This is a genomic window from Acinetobacter sp. 226 (genome assembly GCF_048147925.1).
Lineage (GTDB): Bacteria > Pseudomonadota > Gammaproteobacteria > Pseudomonadales > Moraxellaceae > Acinetobacter > Acinetobacter pecorum.
Genome location: NZ_JAYWYX010000029.1, coordinates 1 through 17259, shown reverse-complemented (window position 1 = coordinate 17259; position 17259 = coordinate 1). Strand labels below are relative to the sequence as shown.

Below are 17259 nucleotides of genomic sequence, written 5' to 3'. Positions count from 1 at the left end.
CCCCTATTGTACGCAAGTCTGCCCGAGATAAAAACCATTGCTGACTATTCCATGATAAAACAGCTAAAAGATTAAAAACATTTACCTTTATTTGGCATTCGGTGAAACCATCTGTTCAGGTCTGACGACTTCATCAAACTGTTCAGCTGTTACGAGATCAAGTTCCACAGCCACCTGTTTCAAGGTTTTACCCTCCTTATAGGCGGTCTTGGCAACTTTGGCTGCATTCTCATAACCAATGACCGGATTCAAGGCTGTAACTAGCATTAATGAATCATGCAAGAAATGTTCAATTTTTTCATGATTTGGCTCAATACCAACGGCGCAATGATCATTAAAACTATTACAAGCATCACCTAATAACTGGATAGATTGCAGCAGATTATAGGCAATGACCGGCATAAATACATTGAGTTCAAAATTACCTGATGCACCCGCTACACTAATGGTGGTGTCATTGCCGAGAACTTGCGCGACTACCATGGTCATCGCTTCACTTTGCGTCGGGTTCACCTTACCCGGCATGATGCTAGAACCCGGTTCATTTTCAGGAATACGGAGTTCCCCAAAACCACAACGTGGACCACTGGCTAACCATCGAATATCATTAGCGATCTTATTTAAGCTAACGGCTAAAGTCTTTAAGGCACCTGAAGCGAATACTGCAGCATCACGGCCAGCCAAAGCCTCAAACTTGTTTGGTGCTGTTACAAATGGCAAACCAGTTAAATATCCAAGAGTTTTAGCTACTTCAACAGCATAATCAGGATGAGCGTTCAACCCTGTACCGACGGCTGTCCCGCCCAATGGCAGTTCGTACAGTCCCCCCAAGGCCTGTTCTAGACGAAGAAGTGCATGATCGAGTTGAGAAACATAACCGCTAAATTCCTGTCCCAACGTTAACGGCGTAGCATCTTGCAGATGTGTCCGGCCAATTTTTACAATATCAGCAAATTCCTGAGATTTGACATATAAGGTATCGCGTAAACGTGTGACTGCCGGAATTAAAAGTTCATTGATCTGCAAGCTCGCAGCCACATGAATCGCCGTCGGAAATGAGTCATTGGTAGATTGAGCACGGTTAACATGATCATTTGGATGAACCGGTTTTTGTGCCCCTAAATGATTACCCAGTTTCTGGTTGGCAATATTGGCAATTACCTCATTACAGTTCATATTACTTTGCGTACCTGAACCAGTTTGCCAGACCACCAGTGGAAATTGACTGTCCCATTGACCACTGATGACTTCATCAGCAGCATCCACAATATATTGTGACAGTTCTTGTGAAATCTGGTTCAGCTCGGCATTAGTCAAGGCAGCCGCTTTTTTGACGAGTCCCATGGCACGAATCATTGGCCGTGGCAAACGTTCATTTCCAATTCTGAAATTTTGCAAGCTGCGCTGAGTCTGAGCGCCCCATAATGCCTCACCCGGTACAGCCACTTCTCCCATCGTGTCATGTTCAATACGTGTTTGCATGTTCAACCTCAATTCTTTTTGCTTATTAATAATCTTAGGAATCTGTATATCAATGATTTACTCTAATCATTTAAAGTAATCGATTACATTAAATATGTAAATGATAATTATTATCAAATATTAAATTAAAAATCTAATTTACTGCCCTTTGAGAATATTTTGATAAAATAACCATTCATCCTCAAGCATCTTTCTGATCGAGCGCTGCCGTTGCCAATGCAAAACCTGTTGTGCCTTTTCAGTATTCGCACCTAACTGGTCCAGTTCAGCATGGGGATAAGGTAAGGCATCCACAGTTTTAATTGCAGACTGGGTGACTTCAGCAAGCTGATCCAGTAAAGCCTGTATGGAAATCAGTTCACCAGCGATATTAAAGGCTTCACACTTTAATTCCTGCTGTTGTGACAACCACTGTAAGGATTTGATCACAGCATCACAACAGTCTGCGACATGCAGAAAACTGCGCTCTACTGTGCCATCTGCGGTATGGGCCTGACGGCGTAATTCAAGATATTCACGTTGCTGCGCAGCGACCTGCATTGCCAGAGGTACAATATTTTTCGGTAAAGGTGGTACTGCTTCCCCTAAGAGACCATGCTCAAAGGCACCGGCAATATTAGAAAGACGCAAGATCGCAATCCGCCATTCATTGTCAGTTTTAGCGGTATCCCGAATAATTTCCTCCACCATCTGTTGCGACTTGATATAAGGATTAGGATAAGTAAAGTTAAAAGGCAGATCTTCGCTTAAGTCTGTGCCAGATTGGCCATATACCGCCAAACTGGATAAATGTACCAGATGACGTACCCCGGTACGCTGCATGGCACGCATGAGACTCATAATACAGCTGACATTATCATTATAATATTCAAGTGGTTTTAATACTGATTCTTCCAGTGACTTAAAACTTGCGGTATGCACTACAGCCTGAATCGAATTCTGCTCAAAGACTTTATTCAATGCTGGTGTGTTGCGAATATCAATCTTGATAAAAGGTACATACATACCAGAAATAAATTCGAGGCGCTCCAGAGTCTGTAAGTTAGCATTGGCCAAATTATCGACCACAATGACCTCTAGTCCTTGTGCTAACAGACTTAAAGCAATATGTGAGCCTAAAAAGCCTAATCCACCCGTCACTAAAATCATTTATACTACCTACTTTCTAATGAAGCCAAGATCAATCTGTTGCTATTGATCAAGCCTGTAGTGAATTTCGATGAGTACCTTAATTCTTGTTACCTCCGCACCGACTTCCATTTATGCCTGGCATGCCCTAGGTTTAGCTCAGGCTTTGCAGGATAAGCAGGAAGCATTCCGTGTATTTTTCTATCAGGACGGCGTATCGGTTGCAAATGCACTGCAATGGGTACCCGACGATCAACGTCATCTTACACATGCATGGCAAGCACTGCAGATTCGCCTCCCGGTCTGTGTAAGTGCAGCACTGGCGCGTGGAATTACAGATCCGGATAATGCTCAACGTCACAATATTCAGCAGCATAATCTGGCAGATGCGTTTGAATTGGTCGGTTTAGGTGAACTTGCCGATGCTGTTCAATCCTCACAACGTCTGATTCAATTCTAGATGTTCCATTTTTTAGAATGTGTTGCTTTTCCAAGGAATCTTGTGTGAAATCTGTACTTGTTATATTAACCCAAGCCAATCTGACCAGCCTGCAGGTGCATGAAAGTCTGTCTGCGACAATGGTATTGGCGACATTTGGCTCGGAAGTTAAAGTCCTGCTACAAGGTGCTGCCCTTAGCCTTCTGCGTTCAGAATTGCAATTTGACCAGTTACAACATGCCTTTAAACTGGCATCAAATATGGTCAACAGTTTCGAGTTTTATGATCTCACTCCGATTCTGATTGAACAGAAAAACCAGAATTCCCCATTTGTAATCCAGAGCGAACACGACCTCGAGTTCATTGAACTAACTTCTGAGTTTGTTCAAAGTTTTAATCACGTGCTGTATTGGTAAGAAACGAGGATATACAAATGTCAAATCATACACTTTACCTGATTCAGTCTAGCTATGCGGCAACTGCACAGATCCTCGATCAATTGGCTCAGATTTATACAACGAGCGATCAGGTCGTGCTGATGGGTGAAGCCGTATTACAGCTAGAACACCCATTCCTGCAAAGCCTGCAGCAAGTCCACATACTGAAAAATGATGCTGAACTCTTGATACAGCCCTTACCTGATCAAGTAAAATTGTTGAATTATGCAGATTTTGCTGCTCTTTGCCTCCAGTTTAATCGCTGCATTTCAATGAAATAATGAATGGGTTAAATATGAATTTAGAATTGGATCAAGATGGTCATCTGGTTGACTACACCATCTGGAATGAAGATGTCGCTCAACTCCTAGCCAATAGCCTGGACCTTGACTTGACCCCATGGCATTTTGAAATTCTGCAAGCGGTACGTCAGTTCTATCAGCAGTTTGGCCATTCACCAGCAACGCGCCCTCTAATCAAATTTTTAATGAAAACTGTCAGTGCCGATATCAATAATGCCATGCTTCAGGAAAAGTTTAATACTGGTCTGGTGGCACGTCACTTAAGCCGTTTGGCCGGCGTACCCAAGCCTGCGAACTGTTTATAAAGCTGTCAAGTCTTCGATATTTTGTCTGTAAAAGCCTGACTTTTTATTCGGGCTTTTTTATGCGATCAATTTTCACTTCTAGAATAATTAAAGATACAAGTAGCCTGCAGACAGCAAATACAGGTTTAATCTAAAGCTCGTAAGGCCCGATGCAGTTCATGTTCCATTTCAGGCAAGACTTTGATCAGAAACTCAATCTGTGCTTTCGCCTCGGCCTTGCTGACCTGTTGAGCCTCTACCAGCTTCTGCTGCTGAGTGATTAGTAAGCTGACCTGTTGAAGATCGGGTCGTTGTCCTTCACTTAATGCATTAATCATCGTGGAAAAGTCCAGATATAATTGTTGCTGCTGCCTTAACAATTCACTTTGCTTTGCAGATGCATTATTTTGTCCGGTTTTATTGGTTTGACTATTAGCAGTAGAGCTGACAGAGGCATCATTTGCAGATTTTTCAGCTGGCTGGACGGGAGCAGAATGGGGTTGATTAGTAAGATGGGTTTGATAGATTTCTTTTCGTATTTGATAGCCAATACCCAGTAAGGCTCCAAACAAGAGCAATGTAATCAATACATATAACTGAATTGTTTTATTATTCATCTTTGTGTCCTCAGCTTAAAAAGACAGCCCCTGTTCAAAAGCTGTCTTTTCTACTCATCAACTACGGTGTTGACCAGTCTGCAGGCGCATAACCAATCCGGACACGTTGTGGGTGATTTCCTACTGGTACACTAAGCACTTTATTGCCAGTAGCAAAATCAATCACGGTAACCACATCAGTTTCACTTTCGGAAATCACACAGCTACGACCGTCCGGGCTACGCGTTGCCCAATACGGTTTACCCGCAGAAATCAGTTTCCCGGCAGTCAGCGTCTTGCGATCAACAATAGTGGCATAATTGTCCATAGTTCCCGCAACACAAAGCTTTTCACCATCAGCACTGATCGATAGGCCATGATGGCGCGAATCATTCACCCATTTTGTCCGATCTTTCGGAATACTGTCGCTCCCTGGCAACTGTCCAATCCGGCTAATCTTGTTCTGGTTCAGATCGTATTCAATCAAACCATTAAAGAATGAAACCTGGGCATACAGTTTGGTTTCATCCTTACTAAATACCATTGGTCGTACTGAGTTGGACAAATCTTTTCGGCCAAATGCATCCAGTGCGGGTCTGAAGTCAATTTTTCTCAACACCTGATGGGTATTGGCATCTGCGATGGTGATAAAACGCTTTCCTTTGGTAAAATCTTGCCATTGGGCATCCATCGAGGTTTCCACGTTGCCGATAGCAGAGTTCAGAATCTTGTTGCCGCCATCAAAATAAATATTTTCATGCGGTTTATCGCCCGTGCTGAAACGACCTACTTCCTTACCGGTATTGATATCCAGTACATGCACTACATTTCCTGAAGATGCAGATACGGCGACCCGTTGTCCATCTGGTGATACCGCCATATGGTCGGCACGAAAGCCTTCAACAGGTGTGCGCCAGTTAATCTTGCCAGTTTTGATATTGATTGATACGACATCGGCGAAACTTGGGCGTGATGCGACCACCGATTGCCCGTCTGGCGTAGAGTACATATCATCTACCAGCTGGTCATTGCCTTCACCCGCTGTGGCCTGAATGTAAGTATAGGCAATCAGCTTGATTGGATTCAGGTGAATTTCCTTAAGGCGCTCTTTCCGGTCAGGAATCATGTTAATGACGCCAATTTTGCCAAAATCACCTGAAGGACGAATCACAGTGACCGTACCATCCCAGTTATTTCCGACAAAGAAAACCTGCTGAGAATTGGCAGGTGCAGCTGAAGGCGTAGAAGCGGCCTGCACACTTGGCAACGCAGATAGCATCGCCATCGCAGACAAGGTCAGACAGAACTTTGGCCATTTTTTATTTTGAATTTTCATCCCTTATGCTCCGCATAATAATTTGTATTTTTGTTTTAATTCCTTGTTATAGACACAGTCAGGCTGCGTTTTCACGCCTCCAATATACAAATGTATAAGATAATTTACTGTTATTTCCGACCAAAAAACATGCAGCTCATTTAAGTTTATCGTTCTATATCCTCTGAATTTAAAAGAACATCTTGCTGTGATTTTATGTATCCAGCACATCGACAAACTGGGCATTGAGCACTTTGGCAAGATCGGCCGGTTTTAGTCCTATATCCAGTCCTCTTTTACCCCCACTCACATAAATTTTGTTCAACTGCTCGGCACTTGCATCAATTACTGTTTTTAACCGTTTCTTTTGTCCAATAGGGCTAATTCCCCCAACCAGATAACCAGTCAAGCGTTCTGCCTGTTTAGGATCTGCCATCTGGAGTTTTTTACATCCCACGGCCTGGGCTACTTTTTTCAGGTTAAGTTGATGATGTACCGGTAATACCGCAACGAAATACTGTTTATCATCCGTCACCAGTAAGGTTTTAAAAACTTCTTTTACAGAAAGCCCCAATTTTTCAGCAGCCTCCAGTCCAAAACTTTTGGCATTGGCATCATGTTCATATTCGTGAATGCTGTATTCAATTTTATTTGCTTTTAACAATTTACATGCAGGGGTCATGGAAAGTCTTATGGGTGATGAGGAATCCTATGATTATATAAATATTGGTTCGAGAAGTTAAATCAGATGAACTAACTAAAGAGCAAATTTTGCTTTAAATCCCAATTCTGGCCTCTTCAAACCTATTTTGTTTTATAGCCTTCATTTTTTAGTCAATCATTGTGGCTATCAGCACTTTTTAAGTTTTTATTACAAAGATGAAGATGAGCAAAATTACAGCAAATGTATGCGTTTTTGCCACTATCTAAGCGTTAGAGAGGTCATTTTTTGATTGCAAGAAAATATGAAGATGAACACATTCGTCACTTCATCTAGCTTATAAATAGGAAGTACATATTCCAAGGATCTTCTGTCAAACTTGCCGGAATACAGGCTTTATATCTCGGCAATAAAGTACCTCTTGAAATCATATTTATGATGCACAACTGAATTTACAGAGATATGACTAATTTTAGAATCTTAGAAAAAATGCAGATTTTACATCAAGTAAAATCCATTAAGATATTGTCTTATTTTAGGTTTTTTAAATTTCATTACATGACACTGAGGAAATTATCACTTTTATTTAAAAGAAATGAGCAGAAAAATTTTCAACATTAATCTGAAGTTTTTTTTACCGGATTCAACTTATATACCGCATTCAAATTTGTCAGGAAAAAGCTGGTTAAAATTAAAAATATCACTAAGAGGAAGAATTTAGCGTTAACATGAAGATACAGTTACACAAAGGATATTAACTGTTTTTGCCAATTGGGTTTACAATGAAAATAATATGAATACCTCGCGAATTGTAATTTTTTAACATTGCCAAATCTCTGCAAAGTTTTCATTATAGCGCCACTGTTTGCTATATGCTTTCTACGTCAATTCAAAGAAATTATAAATAGTAATGTAGAAAATCATGCAATAATAAGCAGAGTTTGCAGACATCTTGCAAACAAAACCCGATACTTTTAATTGGAGCATGCTGGATGAGTTCGACCATTTTGGTTATTCATGGACCGAATTTAAACTTGCTTGGGAAGCGCGAACCGGAAGTTTATGGTCACCTTAGTCTTGATGATATTAACCAGCAACTGACTGTCCAAGCTCAACAGGCCACATTACAACTTGAAACTTTCCAGAGCAACTGGGAAGGTGCCATTGTTGACCGGATTCATCAAGCCCAGCAAGACGGCGTTCAATACATCATTATTAATCCGGCAGCATTGACCCATACCTCTGTTGCGGTTCGCGATGCCCTCCTTGGCGTCGCCATTCCTTTCATTGAAGTCCATCTGTCGAATGTGCACGCACGTGAGGCATTTCGACATCATTCGTACTTGTCCGATAAAGCCATCGGTGTGATCTGTGGTCTGGGTGCAAAAGGCTATGCTGCTGCCCTCGATTATGTCATTGAAAAAATACAATCTTCTACACAATCTTAATTAGGAATACTGTCTCATGGATATCCGTAAAATCAAGAAACTCATCGATTTGATGATTGAATCTGACTTACAGGCGATCGAAGTTAAAGAAGGCGATCAATCGATTGCATTAACTCGTCGTAATCCAGTGGTTGCAGCAGCTGTTCCTGCGATGCCTGCACCAGCAGCCGAAGCGCCAGTGGCAAAATCTCCTCGCGGTGCTGTTGAAACTTCACCAATGGTCGGCGTGTTCTATGCAGCACCAAGCCCAGGTGAACCGACATTTGTTAAAGTTGGCCAGACCGTTTCTGCAGGCGATACGCTCGGTATTATCGAAGCAATGAAAATCATGAACCCGATTGAAGCCACTCAAAGCGGTGTGATTGAAGAAATTCTGGTGAAAAATGGTGAAGTGATTCAATTCGGTCAACCACTTTTCCGCTACCGCGCTTAATCACCCCGGGGATTTATAATGTTGCAAAAAGTTTTAATTGCAAACCGTGGTGAGATTGCGTTACGCATCACCCGAGCTTGCAGAACTTTAGGGATCAAAACTGTAGGTGTCTATTCTGACGCAGACAAGGACCTAATGCATTTGCGTTTCTGTGATGAAGCAGTATGCATTGGCCCAGGTGCGAGCAGTGACAGCTACCTGAATATTCCAGCGATTATTACTGCTGCCGAAATTACCGGTGCAGACGCTATCCATCCTGGCTATGGCTTCCTCGCTGAAAATGCAGAATTTGCCGAAATCGTAGAAAATTCTGGTTTTATCTTTATTGGTCCACGTCCTGAACATATTCGTTTAATGGGGAACAAAGTTTCTGCGATTATGGCCATGCGTAAAGCGGGTGTCCCGACTGTACCCGGTTCAGCTCATGCAGTGACGCCTAATAATGCCTTGGCTGAAGCGAAAGAAATCGGTTTCCCGCTGATCGTCAAAGCCGCTTCTGGCGGTGGTGGTCGTGGTATGCGTATCGTCGAAAATGTCGATACCCTGCTGGAATCAGTTCAGGCTGCACAGCGTGATGCAGAAATGTGGTTTGGAGATGATACGGTCTATATGGAACGTTTCCTGCAAAAGCCACGTCATGTCGAAGTACAAGTACTCGCCGATGGTAATGGCCATGCGATTCATCTGTATGATCGTGACTGCTCGCTGCAGCGCCGCCACCAAAAAGTACTGGAAGAAGCTCCAGCACCGAACTTGCCAGAGCAAGCACGTGCTGACATTCTGGAAGCTTGTGTGAATGCATGTAAGCTGATGCAATATCGTGGTGCGGGTACCTTCGAATTCTTGTTTGAAGATGATGAATTCTTCTTTATTGAAATGAATACGCGTGTTCAGGTTGAACATCCGGTGACAGAAATGGTTACGGGTATTGATATTATTGAACAGCAATTGCGTATTGCGGGTGGTTTAGGTCTCGATATCCAGCAAGAAGATGTCAAGGTTTTGGGGCATGCGATTGAATGCCGTATTAACGCAGAAGATCCCTCTACCTTCTTACCTTCACCAGGCAAGATCGAAAACTTTTATGCACCAGGGGGTGCGGGCATTCGCCTGGATTCACATGTTTATCCAGGTTATAGCATTCCACCCTATTATGATTCGATGATTGCGAAACTGATTGCACATGGTAAGGATCGTGAAACGTCTATTTCGCGCATGAGAAATGCTCTGGACGAAATGATTCTGACTGGTGTGAAAACCAATATTCCTTTGCATAAAGATTTAATCCTTCAGGACAAGAACTTCTGCAAACAGGCAATGGATATTCATTATCTGGAAAAACATTTGTTAAAGCAGCTTGAAAATGCTGAAGACAACGCCTAAAACCAAGCTTATAAAAAAACCGCTGTCATTCAGCGGTTTTTTTTATTGTTGACCATTTAAGGCAATACGCGTCTGAGGACGGCAAAACATTGCTCGGCCTTGTCATTGGCGCAGAAATTAATCGTATAAGGGTTTTGCCATTTCACAAAATACTGTGAAATTTCACCAGATTGGTCAACTTGGTTACCCGAGCAGTCTTTTTCATTATTATCATATTTCACTTGCAGAATTAGTGCGGGAATCTGCTGCGAAGGGTCTTGTGCGGGTTGATAATCATATAACCCTGATGTCCATTCGTCGCCACTTTTGATCACCACATTATTATTTCCCTTAAAATTATAATATTCGATACACTTTTTATTATTCGGAATTTCCATCCCCCACAAGCCGACAATTTCCGGACGGGTTTTAACAGTAAAGGTATTTGGAATTTCAGCAGTTTTAACTGGAGTATTCTCTGGTTTTTTGTTTTCTGTCGCCATTAGCCAAGGTGAGCTCATGATTAAGATAAGGCTAAGACATGTTTTTTTCATATTTACTGGCATCTTTTTAACAATTAATTCTAAATTATCATATTTATTGGGATCATGTCCCACTCTAACGCAATTTCAATACAGAGTCAGAAACTATTTATCACATTGTTTAAAAACATAGATTTCTTTTCTGATTTTTTTTGTATATATTTCGTATATAAGAATCTTAATAGTTCGTATTAATAACAGATTAATCAAACAATAAAATCATATTTTGGGTCAAACTTAGTTGCTAAACAAAGTGATCATTCACACTTAAAAATTTGAATATAGGATTTTAAATTTGCAATTAGCTCGAATAATAGAAAAACAATTAAATCATGAAACTCATGCTTATTTCGTTATTGTTTTTGCTGTTTTAGTATGTTGTCTTATTGGGATCGCAACCAGACCGCTAGAGTATCTGGCCTTATTATGGCCGGCGAACGCGGCTTTGCTGGCCCTATTTTTACGCTTTCCACATTTAAATAATCTGGGAGGCTGGTTAGGCGCGTTCAGTGCTTTTATGTTTGCAGATCTGGTCACCGGGAATGGTTTACTGCATAGCCTGTTTCTTACCCTTTCCAATTTGATTAGTACCATTGTTTCGATATTTTTTATTCGATATTTCAAGATTAATTACAAATACTATAATACCGGTTATACCTTTGTTCATTTATTTGGCATCTTCGCTTTTGCAGGCTGTCTGGCCAGTGCAGCCTTTGCAGTTCTCACCTTGCCGAATCTACCAAATTCATTCATGACTAAAGAAAATTTATGGATTGATTTTGGTCTGTGGTGGACCGGTGAAATGGTGAATTATATTGTGTTTCTCCCTTTAATCTTGGCATTCCCAAGAATAAAAGACCTGCGGTATCTATTTAAAAACCGTCGTCAAAAACGTAATTATTTCAGTTATTTTTTACCGGCATCTTCAGTCGTGGTCTGTGTCATCATTACCAATATTTTTGCAGGCCCGGGCGCAATGCTCTACCCATTGGCTGCACTGATCTGGGCTGCATTGACATATCGTCTGTTTACCATGACGATGATCAATGCTTTTGTCATCATTTTGACCTATTACAGCCTGACACAGTTTTATGCAACCAATCACACCACACTGGCCGATTCCACGATTTATATTTCACTGCGGATCGGGCTGTTTATGCTGGCCTTATCTCCGCTCATCCTGTGTATTATCAGCCAAAACCGCAATGAACTGTTTAAACGGGTTCTATATCTGGCTAATCACGATAGTCTGACGCGAACCATGAATCGTCATTTCTTCTTTAAGAAAGGTGAATATTTACTGCAATATGCCAAGACGATGGAATTTTCAGTGATCATGCTGGATATTGATTATTTCAAACGCCTGAACGATCATTTTGGCCATCATGTCGGTGATAAAGTCCTGCAACACTTTGCACAAATTGTACGTAACAACTTACGTGCCCAAGATCTATTTGCACGCATTGGCGGAGAAGAATTTGTACTCTTACTCTGGAATACTGAGCCTTCAGAAGCCCGCATCATTGCAGAACGGATTCGAGACCTTGTGGAGAAAACCCCGATGCATCAATCAGATGGCTCATCTTTGTATATTACAGTGAGCATAGGCATCACCCACCAAAATGAACCCAACTCCCAAGATCTGCAAAACCTGATTAATATTGCAGACCAAGCCCTATATCAGGCCAAACATCGTGGGCGCAATCAGGTGGTACTTGCATCTTAAGCATAAAACCTCTACAACCTTAAAACAGTATCAACGCTAGGGAAGGGCAATGAAATTAGAAGAATATCTACAATATGACGGTTTAGGGCTCGCTGAACTGGTCCGCAATAAACAGGTACATTCAAGTGAACTTTTATCTGCTGCCCTGGAACGTAGCTCAATTGCCAATCCCGAGCTGAATGCAATTATCATCCCGATGCATGAACATGCGTTAAAACGTAGCCAGCAAAATCTGTCTGGCCCTTTTGCCGGTGTACCATTTCTGGTCAAAGACCTGTTTCAGGAATATGCAGGCTATCCGACTTCTTATGGCTGTCAGGGTTTAAAACGGATCAGTTATATCGCCGAGACCAATGCCGAGATTGTCAATCGCTGGGAAAAAGCCGGAATTGTGACCTTTGGACGCACCAATACGCCTGAATTTGGCATTAAAGGTATTACTGAACCAGATGCTTGGGGCATCTGTAAAAATCCGTGGAATTTACAGCATAATAGTGGCGGCTCTTCAGGTGGTTCGGCTTCTGCTGTGGCAGCCGGAATTGTGCCAATTGCGGGTGCTGGCGATGGTGGTGGCTCGATTCGTATCCCTGCCTCCTATTGTGGCCTTTTCGGCCTGAAACCGAGTCGAGGCCGTACACCTTGGGGACCACAAATGAGTGAAGCCATGCATGGCGCTGCGATTCAGCATGTATTAACCAAAACGGTGCGTGACAGTGCTGCAATGCTGGATGCTACTCATGGTGAAGATCATAGTTCACTGTTTAAAATTCAACGTCCTCAACATCATTATCTGGATGTGATTCAGCAGCCACCCAAGAAGCTGAAAATCGCGTTTAGCACTTATTCTACGATTGGCACACCTGTCTCTCAGGATGCAATTCAAGCTATTAAACATACAGCAAAACTACTAGAGTCTCTGGGTCATGAAGTGATTGAAGACCGTCCAGCGATTGATGGGATGCAGTTGGCCAAGGATTTTATTACCACATGGTTTAGCCAGTTTTCTTTCATGCTGGATGAAATCCAGAAAGGCTATCCGTCTAGATCGAATGATTTTGAATTGGACTCTTTGGCACTGGCCGCCTTCGGAGCCAAGACCAGCGCGCTGGATTATATTCAGAACCTAAATAACTGGGGTCAGTATGTAACCCAGATGAATCATTTCTTTGATGATTATGATCTGTATTTGACGCCTGCAACGGCGACAGTGGCTCCGAAAAATGGTGAGGTCAAAACACCTGCTTGGCAAAAACCAATTTTAAAAGCTTTATTGAATGTGGGTAAAGCCCATTTGCTGGCACAAGGCAAACTGGTCGATAAAATTGTTAAAGAAAATCTGAAATGGGTGCCCTTTACCCAGCTCGCCAATATTACCGGCCTTCCGGCAATGTCGGTACCGCTGTACTGGAATGACCAGAACCTGCCGCTCGGTTCACAGTTTATTGCGCCGTTTGCACGTGAAGATCTACTGCTCCAACTGGCGGCCCAACTGGAGCAGGCACAGCCGTGGTTTGAGCAATACTCAAAAATCCGTATTTAATGTCAAGATAATATGTTCAAGCCTGTTTTTGCAGTTCGACTTTGTTAGGCAACCCGAAAACCAGCAATAAACCTGACAAGGTCGATGCCGCAGCAGCGATAAAGATAGATGTTCCGCCTATTTGATCCCAATAATGACCAGCCAGAATACTACCGCTTGCTACCCCGATCCCCCACATAGTGCTATAAAGTGCCTGTCCACGTCCTTGCTGCCCTGCAGAGAAGTTCTGGAAAATTACCCGCATCGCGATCATATGAAATAAACCAAAACTGAAAGCGTGAATCGTTTGAGCAAAAAACTGTGCCGTAAATGAAGCAGGAAATACCCCAACGATGAACCATCTTAATCCAGTCATTAACAAGCATAGCGTGACCAGATGACGCCATGACCAGCGTGTCAAAAAGAACGTCGCATAGGCAAACATGATAATTTCTGCAATAACTCCGACTGACCACAGCAAACCAATCTGGCTGGTACTAAATCCAGCCTGACTTAGATAATTGCTGTAAAAACTATAGAACGGTGCATGCGAAAATAACAGAATTAATTCGATCAGAAAAAAACTATACACGACAGGACGTTTGAATATCGGCCATAAAGGTTCGAGCTGTTTCTGTGCAGTGGGTGCCGTCCTTGGTTCTTTAATAGTAAATGACCAGAGAAAGGCCAGAAATGAAATACAGAGCAACAAGACTGGCAACATACTGATGCTGATAATTTCAAAGACGGTACCTAAGCCGAATACACCGATTATAAAACCGACAGATCCCCATTTTCGTACTTTGCCATAGAGCTCTGCTCTTTTTTCTCCGAGCCAGAACAAGGTTACGCCTTCAAACTGAGCAAGAATAGCATTCTGAAAGAAACTGAAAATCAGCATTAGCAAGGCTACAGATTGAAAGCTATTCGGAATAATGAAAATCATGAGCCAGATACAAGCTTCCATCCAGGTGGCTATACGCACCAGCAGCATTCGCTTACCCGACTTGTCTGCAATCCAGCCCCAAATCAACGGCGCAAAGAACCGGGTAATAATAGCAATAGAGGATAAAATCCCGATTTCCTGATAATTGAAGCCCTGATCTTCAAGATACAGACTCCAAAAAGGCAGGAACGCCCCGACAATTGCATAGTAAAAAAAGTAGAATCCACTGAGTCTATGCTGAATTGCTAGAGCTGGCATAGATATCTATATCCTTGTATTTTCAAAACTTGCAACTTACTAAAAGTGGTTCTTAACTGCACTGAATTGACCTTATTTTGCATTTCTACAATCTACAAATTTTATTTTTGTAGATTCCTTTCTAAATTGCTAATTCTTATAATTTTATCACTCTTGGAATTTTATATAATTCTTTTTAAAAATAATTTGGGATTCATAGATCTCGTCATTTTAATCAGTGATCTACGATATTTAAATATGGAAATTTATTTTGAATATGCACTTGATCTTATTTGGCATGAATTCAAATTGCCGCTTTTTCACATCTGAATAAGTTAGGTTAGCAATGGTTGTGATTGATGGCGAGATTTCTTCTTGGATAGAGGCTTATGGGTTAGGGTTTTAGATTAATGAGCGTCCATAAATTGCCACCATAAAAAAACCATCCGAAGATGGCTTTTTGTTAATCAGTCTTGAGTTATTAGCCACAAGATGCTTGAACGATAATTTTAGTTTGTGGATCAGTAACTACTGTAATTCTATTTGAACGGTAATCTAAAGTTACCGGCTGGCCAGGCGCCACCATACGTACAATTTCAGCTTTAGTCTTTGCCTTAATTGTCGCTTCAGATAAACCAGTTTGCCCAACAAGTTTTGCTGCTTCATCAGATATACAGCTGCTCATAGTATTTCCTTGGTGAGGAGGCATCTGTTCAGGATTATTTGCACATGCTGTCAATGCGACAGCAACTAACATTAAAGATAAATTCTGGATAATTTTCATAAAATTTTGTCTTTTCAGGATAAAAAAGGTAATCATACAGAATATGGTAGCCTCGACTACAGGCTTAACAACAATCTCTATACATTCTATTTAAACAGAAAGCTTAATAAAAAAAGTATTTTGCTTTCAGCTTGATGATTTGGCGAATTTCGTATTTTTTTAACAGTTATAATGGAAATAACCTCCCGAAGAAGATTCTGTAGACTATTGCTTTTTAGTTTTTAATCACAAAATGCCTTAACAATTTTTTGAGTTTGTGGATCAACAATTACATTGATTCGTCCTAGATGATAATCCTTAGTGATAGGTTGACCCAGTGCAACCAGTCTAACAACCTCAGCATTTGTTTTTGATTTGATATCAGCTTCACATTGCTAATGTCTTACGTGCTAATTTAGCTGCACTGTCAGGTACTTATTTTTTCATCATTTCAGGCTTGTAAACGACTTCTTTATCTGGAGTTCCGGCACAAGCATTCAAGGCCACTGCTGCAAGAATAAATGATAAATAAATTTCATAAACTTATATCTTTAATAAATAAAAGTAGGATCATACCTAAGACAGACGGTTTATATGAGCCTAGCTTTATCAACAATCTTAATACACATTATGAAATAGAGATTTAAAAACAGAAATTAAAACCTTGATTTTTTAACAGGCAAAAAATACCTCCTAATAAAGGAGGTTTAAAATAGAGAGACCCTAATGCTATATGACCCATCTATGAGTTTTATAAAATTCTGTCTTTTAAAGATGTTAAATATTCAATTGCTAGTAATTTATAATGATTATTACAGCCTTTTAAATTCGCCAATTAAATCAAAAAGATATTCAATATATAGCTTTTTATTAGATATTTCAGGCATATCGAATACCCAATAGGTTCTAGACCTAGATCTGTATTTGCATCGTACGGTCAAAGTCTTAATTTCAATAAGAGCTGCTTCATTCCTTAATTTTGCATACAATGATAAGTATTCTGCAAGAAACTTCAACTTACCGTTTATGTCATGCGTAGCTGAACCATGCACCTTCAGAGCTTCATCATATACTAAAACCAGTGTTTCCTGTGTCATGTGAATGCCTATATCTTCTGGTCGAATTAATAAGCATTAAAAGATAAAACATTTTTAGATTTTAAAATAGTTAGAAAACGTACTTAAACCTTTACTTTACGAAACTTAAATTCACATTTTGTTCGTATTAAAAAATCCCACTTAATTCTTATAAATTAATTAGGTGGATTTGCGCCATAATTTTATTTTTATTTTCCATACAAATTATTATTAAAGTATTTTATTTTAATGACATAATTTTATAATCGAATAATTATTAGCCTGCTTCTCCAAAAAAACATAAAACTCCCTATTTTTCAAATATTAACCTATTTATTTTTGAAAAAAAAGAAATAGTGAAAAGAATTAAAATTTAAGCGTTAAGATCCTATGTAAATCTTTAAAAATTACATTTTCTAATATAGATTTAGACTGATATTTGGTTCTTTATTCATTTTAATTAGTTTTTTCATTTCTACTAAAAATAGGCTTTGTTGCACAAACCTAGCCTATAAGGTTTATTCAGTCCTATAATTTCAAAATGAATAAACATACTCCTAAAA

At 40.6% G+C, this 17259-nt stretch carries 18 protein-coding genes and 1 pseudogene; 9 read left to right on the top strand and 10 right to left on the bottom strand.

Annotation, left to right across the window (positions count from 1 at the left end; all coding sequences use genetic code 11):
* Positions 1-87: 87 nt before the first annotated feature.
* Both fumC and VXP95_RS13150 read right to left on the bottom strand, forming a co-directional pair.
* On the bottom strand, positions 88-1482 hold the full coding sequence (fumC, locus tag VXP95_RS13155) for a class II fumarate hydratase (RefSeq protein WP_416712187.1): 1395 nt from the start codon (positions 1480-1482) through the stop codon (positions 88-90).
* A gap of 138 nt (positions 1483-1620) precedes the next feature.
* Positions 1621-2631: an NAD-dependent epimerase/dehydratase family protein gene (locus VXP95_RS13150; RefSeq protein ID WP_416712186.1), complete on the bottom strand. Its 1011-nt coding sequence runs from the start codon at positions 2629-2631 to the stop codon at positions 1621-1623.
* 70 nt (positions 2632-2701) lie between these two features.
* Here VXP95_RS13150 and tusD point away from each other — a divergent pair, with 70 nt between their 5' ends.
* Genes tusD through VXP95_RS13130 form a run of 4 tightly spaced genes read left to right on the top strand, consistent with a single transcriptional unit; the run spans position 2702 to position 4093 of the window.
* Positions 2702-3070: a sulfurtransferase complex subunit TusD gene (tusD, locus tag VXP95_RS13145; protein WP_064096133.1), complete on the top strand. Its 369-nt coding sequence runs from the start codon at positions 2702-2704 to the stop codon at positions 3068-3070.
* 44 nt (positions 3071-3114) lie between these two features.
* Positions 3115-3465: a hypothetical protein gene (locus VXP95_RS13140; protein WP_064102143.1), complete on the top strand. Its 351-nt coding sequence runs from the start codon at positions 3115-3117 to the stop codon at positions 3463-3465.
* Between the two features lie 17 nt (positions 3466-3482).
* Positions 3483-3767, top strand: a complete 285-nt coding sequence (locus VXP95_RS13135; RefSeq protein ID WP_064102142.1) for a DsrH/TusB family sulfur metabolism protein — start codon at positions 3483-3485, stop codon at positions 3765-3767.
* Between the two features lie 14 nt (positions 3768-3781).
* Positions 3782-4093, top strand: coding sequence for a TusE/DsrC/DsvC family sulfur relay protein (locus tag VXP95_RS13130; protein ID WP_064102141.1), 312 nt, complete (start codon positions 3782-3784; stop codon positions 4091-4093).
* Between the two features lie 125 nt (positions 4094-4218).
* Here the strand turns inward: VXP95_RS13130 and VXP95_RS13125 are convergent, their stop codons facing one another.
* The 3 genes from VXP95_RS13125 to ybaK form a co-directional block, all read right to left on the bottom strand.
* Complete coding sequence (locus VXP95_RS13125; RefSeq protein WP_064102140.1) at positions 4219-4689, bottom strand: hypothetical protein; 471 nt, start codon at positions 4687-4689, stop codon at positions 4219-4221.
* Positions 4690-4750: 61 nt separating this feature from the next.
* Positions 4751-6004, bottom strand: a complete 1254-nt coding sequence (locus VXP95_RS13120) for a YncE family protein (RefSeq protein WP_416680064.1) — start codon at positions 6002-6004, stop codon at positions 4751-4753.
* A gap of 193 nt (positions 6005-6197) precedes the next feature.
* On the bottom strand, positions 6198-6665 hold the full coding sequence (gene ybaK, locus VXP95_RS13115) for a Cys-tRNA(Pro) deacylase (RefSeq protein WP_416712185.1): 468 nt from the start codon (positions 6663-6665) through the stop codon (positions 6198-6200).
* A gap of 971 nt (positions 6666-7636) precedes the next feature.
* On the opposite strand from ybaK, the gene aroQ reads away from it, so the two are divergent.
* From aroQ to accC, 3 genes are read left to right on the top strand one after another with little or no spacing between them, the layout of a single operon-like run.
* The gene (aroQ, locus tag VXP95_RS13110) at positions 7637-8092 is read left to right on the top strand and encodes a type II 3-dehydroquinate dehydratase (RefSeq protein WP_064096126.1); all 456 of its coding nucleotides are present in this window, start codon (positions 7637-7639) and stop codon (positions 8090-8092) included.
* A gap of 16 nt (positions 8093-8108) precedes the next feature.
* Positions 8109-8525 (top strand): acetyl-CoA carboxylase biotin carboxyl carrier protein, encoded by a 417-nt coding sequence (gene accB, locus VXP95_RS13105; RefSeq protein ID WP_100355001.1) that lies wholly within the window; start codon positions 8109-8111, stop codon positions 8523-8525.
* Positions 8526-8543: 18 nt separating this feature from the next.
* On the top strand, positions 8544-9908 hold the full coding sequence (accC, locus tag VXP95_RS13100; protein ID WP_144725126.1) for an acetyl-CoA carboxylase biotin carboxylase subunit: 1365 nt from the start codon (positions 8544-8546) through the stop codon (positions 9906-9908).
* Positions 9909-9964: 56 nt separating this feature from the next.
* Here accC and VXP95_RS13095 read toward each other — a convergent pair whose 3' ends face one another.
* Positions 9965-10408 carry a hypothetical protein gene (locus tag VXP95_RS13095; RefSeq protein ID WP_180086462.1) on the bottom strand — a complete coding sequence of 148 codons (444 nt, stop codon included), beginning with the start codon at positions 10406-10408 and terminating at the stop codon, positions 9965-9967.
* 316 nt (positions 10409-10724) lie between these two features.
* Here VXP95_RS13095 and VXP95_RS13090 point away from each other — a divergent pair, with 316 nt between their 5' ends.
* Both VXP95_RS13090 and VXP95_RS13085 read left to right on the top strand, forming a co-directional pair.
* On the top strand, positions 10725-12155 hold the full coding sequence (locus tag VXP95_RS13090; RefSeq protein WP_416712184.1) for a diguanylate cyclase: 1431 nt from the start codon (positions 10725-10727) through the stop codon (positions 12153-12155).
* Between the two features lie 49 nt (positions 12156-12204).
* Complete coding sequence (locus tag VXP95_RS13085; protein ID WP_416712183.1) at positions 12205-13695, top strand: amidase; 1491 nt, start codon at positions 12205-12207, stop codon at positions 13693-13695.
* 16 nt (positions 13696-13711) lie between these two features.
* Here VXP95_RS13085 and VXP95_RS13080 read toward each other — a convergent pair whose 3' ends face one another.
* From VXP95_RS13080 to VXP95_RS13065, 4 genes and pseudogenes are all read right to left on the bottom strand, one after another.
* Entirely contained in the window at positions 13712-14878 is a 1167-nt protein-coding gene (locus tag VXP95_RS13080) for an MFS transporter (protein WP_064096121.1), read from the bottom strand.
* 460 nt (positions 14879-15338) lie between these two features.
* Positions 15339-15527, bottom strand: a pseudogene (locus tag VXP95_RS13075) (I78 family peptidase inhibitor); the annotation flags it as partial.
* A gap of 335 nt (positions 15528-15862) precedes the next feature.
* Complete coding sequence (locus VXP95_RS13070) at positions 15863-16000, bottom strand: I78 family peptidase inhibitor (RefSeq protein WP_416705489.1); 138 nt, start codon at positions 15998-16000, stop codon at positions 15863-15865.
* A 432-nt stretch (positions 16001-16432) separates the two neighbouring features.
* Positions 16433-16717 (bottom strand): hypothetical protein, encoded by a 285-nt coding sequence (locus VXP95_RS13065; protein ID WP_416712182.1) that lies wholly within the window; start codon positions 16715-16717, stop codon positions 16433-16435.
* Positions 16718-17259: the final 542 nt, after the last annotated feature.